This is a genomic window from Streptomyces sp. NPDC059371, from assembly GCF_042751995.1.
Lineage (GTDB): Bacteria > Actinomycetota > Actinomycetes > Streptomycetales > Streptomycetaceae > Streptomyces.
Map to the genome: position 1 here is coordinate 64,182 of NZ_JBHYXD010000039.1, position 5,862 is coordinate 70,043.

Consider the following 5,862-nt stretch of genomic DNA (forward strand, 5'->3'; position numbering starts at 1 on the left):
ACCGGGATGTGTCCGCTCCAGCCCATTCCGCCGCGGGAGCCGGACGCGGCCCGCGCCCCCCCCCCCGGGGCGCCCACCCCCCGCCGGGGGGGGGCCGCGGAGCCCCCCCGCCGCGCCCCCCCCGGGCGCGCCCCGGGGGGGGCCCCGGGCCCGCCGGGGGGGCGGCTGCCCGCGGGACGGGCCGTGGACTCAGCCGCTCCTGGTGTAGGTCAGCTCGGCCTCGGCCGCCGAACCGGTCTTCGCCCGCCGCAGCCGGCCGTCCGACAGCAGGGTGACCTCGGAGGCGTCACCCGGGTTGCAGGACGGCGGTCCGCCGACGGTGACCTCGGAGGGGCCGAACTCCAGCGGCCCGCCGGACCCCGGGGTGGCGGCGAGAGCGGCCTGGAAGACACAGTGGTACCCGGCCGAGCCGTCCGCGACGATCGTCAGCACCGTGTCGCCGACACCGCCCTGCTGAATCGTCATCCGGCGCGTGTGGTGGCCGGTCTTGTTGTCGATGACCGCGTCCCAGGTGCCGACGAACGCCTCCGGGACGGTGCCCGCCTGCGTCGTCTGCCCGCCGGGCGGCACCGTCGTGCCGCCGTCCGGAACCTGCGAGGCGCTCTGCCCCGGTGTCGTCGGCGCGTCGGAGGCCGAGCCGGACGCCTTGGGGTCGTCCTGACCGCCCCCGCCCCCTCGCCCGTTCAGCAGCGCGAACACGCTGCCTCCCGCGCCGAGCGCGACGACCAGGGCCACGACCACGAGGAGGACCGTGGACCGGCCGGTCCGCTGCGCGGGCTCCGGTCCGAGCGGGGCGACACCGTGACCGTACGGAGGGGTCGGGCCGTACGGCGGGGTCGCACCGCCGGGACCGTACGGCTGGGCGGCCGCACCCGGACCGTAGGGAGGTGTCGAACCGTACGGCGGCTGGGCCGCACCCCACCCTGCCTGCGGGTAGCCGTACGCGGGGTGGGCCGGGCCCTGGCCGGGGGGCCCCGGGTGCTGCTGCGGATAGCCGTAGGCGGGGTGCGGGCTGGCCGGCGCCGCCGGGGGAGGCGTCGCGCCCGAGCCGCCGATCACGGTCGGGAGATGGTTCACGGGACCGGGCTGCCCCGGCGGCGGCGGGGTGGCGCCCCCGTCGGCGGGCGCGGGCGCGTGTTCCGGAGAGGCCTCGGAGGACGCGGCGGGCGCCGAGGACGAGGACGACGGCGTCGAGGAGGAGGCGGAAGCCGAGGCGGAGGGCGATCCGACCGGCGGCTTGGAGAGATCGGGGGTGGCGACGGGTGCCGGCGGCAGGGCGAGCAGGGCCCCGGGCGCCGGAGCGCCCGCCGGGAGCTGCGGCGGCCCCTGGTCCGGGTTCTCCGTGTCCAGCAGCCGTACGGCGTGCCGCCCGAGCTGGGCCACCAGCGAACCGGGCAGCCAGGGGTCGAGGGTGCGGCCCTCCGAGACGGTGTCCTCCGCGCCCGTGCGCTCCAGGATCTCGTCGAGACCGGGCCGGGCGCCCGGATCCTTGCGCAGACAGTCCCGTACGAGGTCGGCGAGCCCCTCGGGCACCCCCGTCAGGTCCGCCTCCTCCTGCGCGATGCGGAACATCATGGCGTGCACACCGCTGTTGGCCGCGCCGAACGGAAGGGCGCCGGTGGCCGCGTACGACAGGACCGAGCCGAGGCAGAAGATGTCGCACGCGGGTGTGACGCGGTCGCCGCGCACCTGCTCGGGAGCCATGAATCCCGGAGAGCCGACGAGCGCCCCGGTGTGGGTCAGGCCGCCGTCCGTCACCGTCTCCAGGGCACGCGCGATGCCGAAGTCGATGACGCGGGGGCCGTCGATGGTGACGAGGACGTTCGAGGGCTTGAGGTCACGGTGGATCAGGCCCGCGGCGTGGATGTCCTGGAGCGCGTGCGCGAGACCCGCGGCGAGGATGCGCACGGACCGCTCGGGCAGTGCGCCGTGATCGCGTCCGACGACGGCCTGGAGCGAGGGCCCCGCGACATAGCCGGTGGCCACCCAGGGAATCGGGGCATCGGTGTCCGCGTCCAGGACGGGCGCGGTCCAGAGCCCGCCGACGCGGCGGGCGGCCCGCACCTCCTGGCGGAAGCGGGCCCGGAACTCCTCCTGCTCGGCGAGTTCGGGCCGGACGAGTTTGACGGCGACCGTACGCCCCCGGTCGGACCGCGCGAGATAGACGTGGCCCATCCCTCCGGCGCCGAGTCTCGCAAGCAGCCGGTACGCCCCGATCTGCTGCGGATCCCCCGCCCCCAGCTTCTCCATGGCAGTGCCCACCCTCCCCCATATGTGTGCAACAGAGCGAGGATAGTGCGCCGTGGCGGAAGCCGGGCGGGCCCGTGTCCACGGTTTCGTCACGGCTGGTGCCGTTTTGGTAACGGACTGCATCGCCGCCCTCGCCGTTCCCGGCCCCGGGACCGCCCCGAGCGCTCACCGGAGGCCCGTGCCGGGCCCCGCGGCGGTCCCGCGCACCCCCCGGCCAAGCCCGACAGTCTGTCGCGGAAAGCCCCCGCCCGCAGACAGGACGCCGATATCGCGCCCGGTCCGTGGACATTTACGCTTCGCCGCATGACCCCTCAGCCCAACCCCCAGGCCGGCGCCGCAGTGAAGGCCGCGGACCGCGCGCACGTGTTCCACTCCTGGTCCGCGCAGGAGCTCATCGACCCGCTCGCCGTCGCCGGCGCCGAGGGGTCGTACTTCTGGGACTACGAAGGCAAGCGGTATCTGGACTTCACCAGTGGGCTCGTCTTCACCAACATCGGCTACCAGCACCCGAAGGTCGTCGCCGCGATCCAGGAACAGGCCGCGACCCTGTCCACGTTCGCGCCCGCCTTCGCCGTCGAGGCGCGTTCGGAGGCGGCCCGGCTGATCGCCGAGCGGACCCCCGGCGACCTGGACAAGATCTTCTTCACCAACGGCGGCGCGGAGGCCGTCGAGAACGCCACACGGATGGCCCGGCTGCACACCGGCCGCCCGAAGGTGCTCTCCGCCTACCGCTCGTACCACGGCGCCACCTCCACGGCGATCAACCTCACCGGTGACCCGCGGCGCTGGCCGAACGACATCGGGGCGGCCGGTGTCGTCCACTTCTGGGCGCCGTTCCTGTACCGCAGCCCCTTCCACTCCGACAGTGAGCGGCAGGAGTGCGAGCGCGCGCTCCAGCATCTGGAGGACACGATCGCCTTCGAGGGGCCCGGGACCATAGCCGCCGTCATCCTGGAGACGATCCCGGGCACCGCGGGGATCATGACGCCGCCGGCCGGCTACCTCGCCGGAGTGCGCGAGATCTGCGACCGGTACGGGATCGTCTTCGTCCTGGACGAGGTCATGGCCGGGTTCGGCCGCACCGGCAAGTGGTTCGCGGCGGACCACTACGAGGTGACGCCGGACCTGATGACCTTCGCCAAGGGCGTGAACTCCGGCTATGTGCCGCTGGGCGGCGTGGCGATCTCCTCCGCCATCGCCGACACCTTCGCCCGGCGGCCCTACCCGGGCGGGCTCACCTACTCCGGTCACCCGCTGGCCTGTGCCGCCGCGGTCGCGACGATCAACGTCATGGAGGAGGAGGGCATCGTCGGCCAGGCGGCCGCGATCGGCGAGACCGTCCTCGGACCGGGGCTGCGCGCGCTGGCCGAGCGGCACCCGAGCGTCGGCGAGGTGCGCGGCACGGGCGTCTTCTGGGCGCTGGAGCTGGTGAAGGACCGGGAGACCCGGGAGCCGCTGGTCCCGTACAACGCGTCGGGCGAGGCGAACGCGCCGATGGCCGCGTTCGGCGCCGCGGCCAAGGCCCGCGGTCTGTGGCCCTTCATCAACATGAACCGCACCCACGTCGTGCCGCCGTGCAACATCACCGAGGCCGAGGCCAAGGAGGGCCTCGCGGCCCTGGACGAGGCACTGTCGGTGGCTGACGAGCACACGGTGTGAGGTCCTGAGGGCTCAGGGGTTCCCGTTCCTGGTGCTCAGGGGCTTCCGCTCCTTGTACCCAGGGGCTCCCTCTCCTGGTGCTCAGGGGTTCCCGCTCCTGGTGCTCAAGGTCGTCGCTCCTGGTGCTCAGGGTCGTCGCTCCTGGTGGGGGTCGGTCGTGGTGGCTCCTCGTGTCCCTTCGGGGTGGCGGGGAGTCGGGCGGCAGGCCCCCACGGCGTATGGTGGCCTGCTCGAAGAGATACGCGAGTAGATGCGCGCACCGACCCACGCGACGGGGAGTGAGATCACCACCATGGCCGGCACCGGCGGCAGTGGCGCCGTAACACGCAGCACCCTGCGACAGCAGATCGCGGACGCGCTCCGTGACGAGGTGCTCGGCGGGCGCCTGCGGCCCGGCCAGGAGTTCACGGTGAAGGAGATCGCCGAGCAGTACGGCGTGTCCGCCACCCCGGTCCGCGAGGCCCTGGTCGATCTGTCGGCGCAGGGGCTTCTGGACGCGGACCAGCACCGCGGCTTCCGGGTCCACGAGTACTCCGGCGCCGACTACCGCGGCATGATCGAGGCGCGCAGCCTGATCACGGAGGGCATGTTCCAGAGTCTCGTGGCGAGCGGCATGCCGCAGGCCGACGACCCGCGCGCGCTCGCCGCCCTCGCGGCCGTCCGGCGCCGCGGCGAGGAGGCCCAGCGCGCGGCGACCGCCGGCGACCTGAACATCCTCATCGGCTACGACCTCCGTTACTGGCGCGAACTCAGCAACCTGTTCGGCAACACCTACCTCGCCGACTTCCTGCACCGGATGCGGGTCCAGTCATGGGTCTGCACGGTCCAGCACCTGCGCCACATCTCCGACCTCAAGGGCCATCTGTGGTCCGGCCACACCGAGCTGGTGGACGCCCTCGCGCACCGCGACGCCGACGGGGCGCGGGCGATCGTGACGGCGTACAACGAGCACGCGCTCACCCTCATCGAGCGCCTCGACGCCCCCTGAGGCGCGGACCTCCGACCGGATCGGTCCCGTTCCCGTGTTTGGGGACACTCCCGCCGGGTGATCGGGAGGATGGCGGCGTGGCTCCCGGAAACGGACAACCCCGGCCGCCCGGCGGCCCAGTTGCGCACCGGCCTCTTCACAGGACCGCCACGCGCATTACGCTGCCCTGACCACCCTGCACCCCAAGGAGCAAGAGGAGCCGTCTGTTGGCCTGTGACCTGTGGTTGGTCCCGCTCGTCGACGTGCTGTGCCACACCCCCGACAACCCCTTCGCCGAGGAACTGGCGCTCTACGACAAGGTGCTCGCCGAGGCCGGGCTTCCCCCGGTGCCGGTGTACGCGTACATGCCGGGTCTGTCGGGTGACGTGGCCCCGGTCGCCGGATTCGACTACGACGCGCTGCACTTCCTGCGCCGCGCCTACCTGCTCCAGATGTGCGGGCTCGCGGTGGCGCCGGTCGATGAACTCGGCGGCGACTACGAGCAGTTGCTGGAGATGTTCGAGACGAACGCCCAGCAGTCCCATCTGGTCTGGCACTACGACCACGCGGGCGCCTACGTCCCGGTGGACTTCCCGCACCCGCTGGCCAACGACGAACTCCTCGCGGGCGGCGGGCCGCTGGGCTCGTCCCAGGTTCTCCTGCGCGAACTCGAGTTCGTGGCCCCCTCGATCGGCATCGACCCGGCGAACCCGCCTGCGCCGCCGCAGCCCCCGAGCGCCCCGACGGAGCTGGAGGAGCCCGCCGCTCCGGCCCCCTACGACTCCAGCCCCTTCGCCCGCGAGCGTCACGTCTGGCTGGGCCTCCACGCCGCGGCGACCCGGAGTCTCGCCCAGGGCTCCATGATCGTCTTCAGCTGATCCGCCCGTCCCGGGGTGGGGGGCCCGGGGTCGTTGGCCCCCCCCCCCGGCCCGCCCGCGCGGCACACCCGGGCCCCAGGCGGCAGGGTAACGTGGGTGAGGGGTAAC

General features: G+C 73.6%; 4 protein-coding genes. 3 read left to right on the forward strand and 1 reads right to left on the reverse strand.

Annotation, left to right across the window (positions count from 1 at the left end; genetic code table 11):
* Positions 1–189 precede the first annotated feature (189 nt).
* Entirely contained in the window at positions 190–2,250 is a 2,061-nt protein-coding gene (locus tag ACFXGX_RS22445; RefSeq protein ID WP_384794020.1) for a serine/threonine-protein kinase, read from the reverse strand.
* 303 nt (positions 2,251–2,553) lie between these two features.
* Between ACFXGX_RS22445 and ACFXGX_RS22450 the strand changes: the two genes are divergently transcribed.
* The 3 genes from ACFXGX_RS22450 (at position 2,554) to ACFXGX_RS22460 (ending at position 5,754) form a co-directional block, all read left to right on the forward strand.
* On the forward strand, positions 2,554–3,909 hold the full coding sequence (locus tag ACFXGX_RS22450) for an aspartate aminotransferase family protein (protein WP_384794023.1): 1,356 nt from the start codon (positions 2,554–2,556) through the stop codon (positions 3,907–3,909).
* A gap of 292 nt (positions 3,910–4,201) precedes the next feature.
* Positions 4,202–4,897 (forward strand): GntR family transcriptional regulator, encoded by a 696-nt coding sequence (locus ACFXGX_RS22455; RefSeq protein WP_384794052.1) that lies wholly within the window; start codon positions 4,202–4,204, stop codon positions 4,895–4,897.
* A gap of 206 nt (positions 4,898–5,103) precedes the next feature.
* Positions 5,104–5,754 carry a hypothetical protein gene (locus ACFXGX_RS22460; RefSeq protein ID WP_384794026.1) on the forward strand — a complete coding sequence of 217 codons (651 nt, stop codon included), beginning with the start codon at positions 5,104–5,106 and terminating at the stop codon, positions 5,752–5,754.
* Positions 5,755–5,862: the final 108 nt, after the last annotated feature.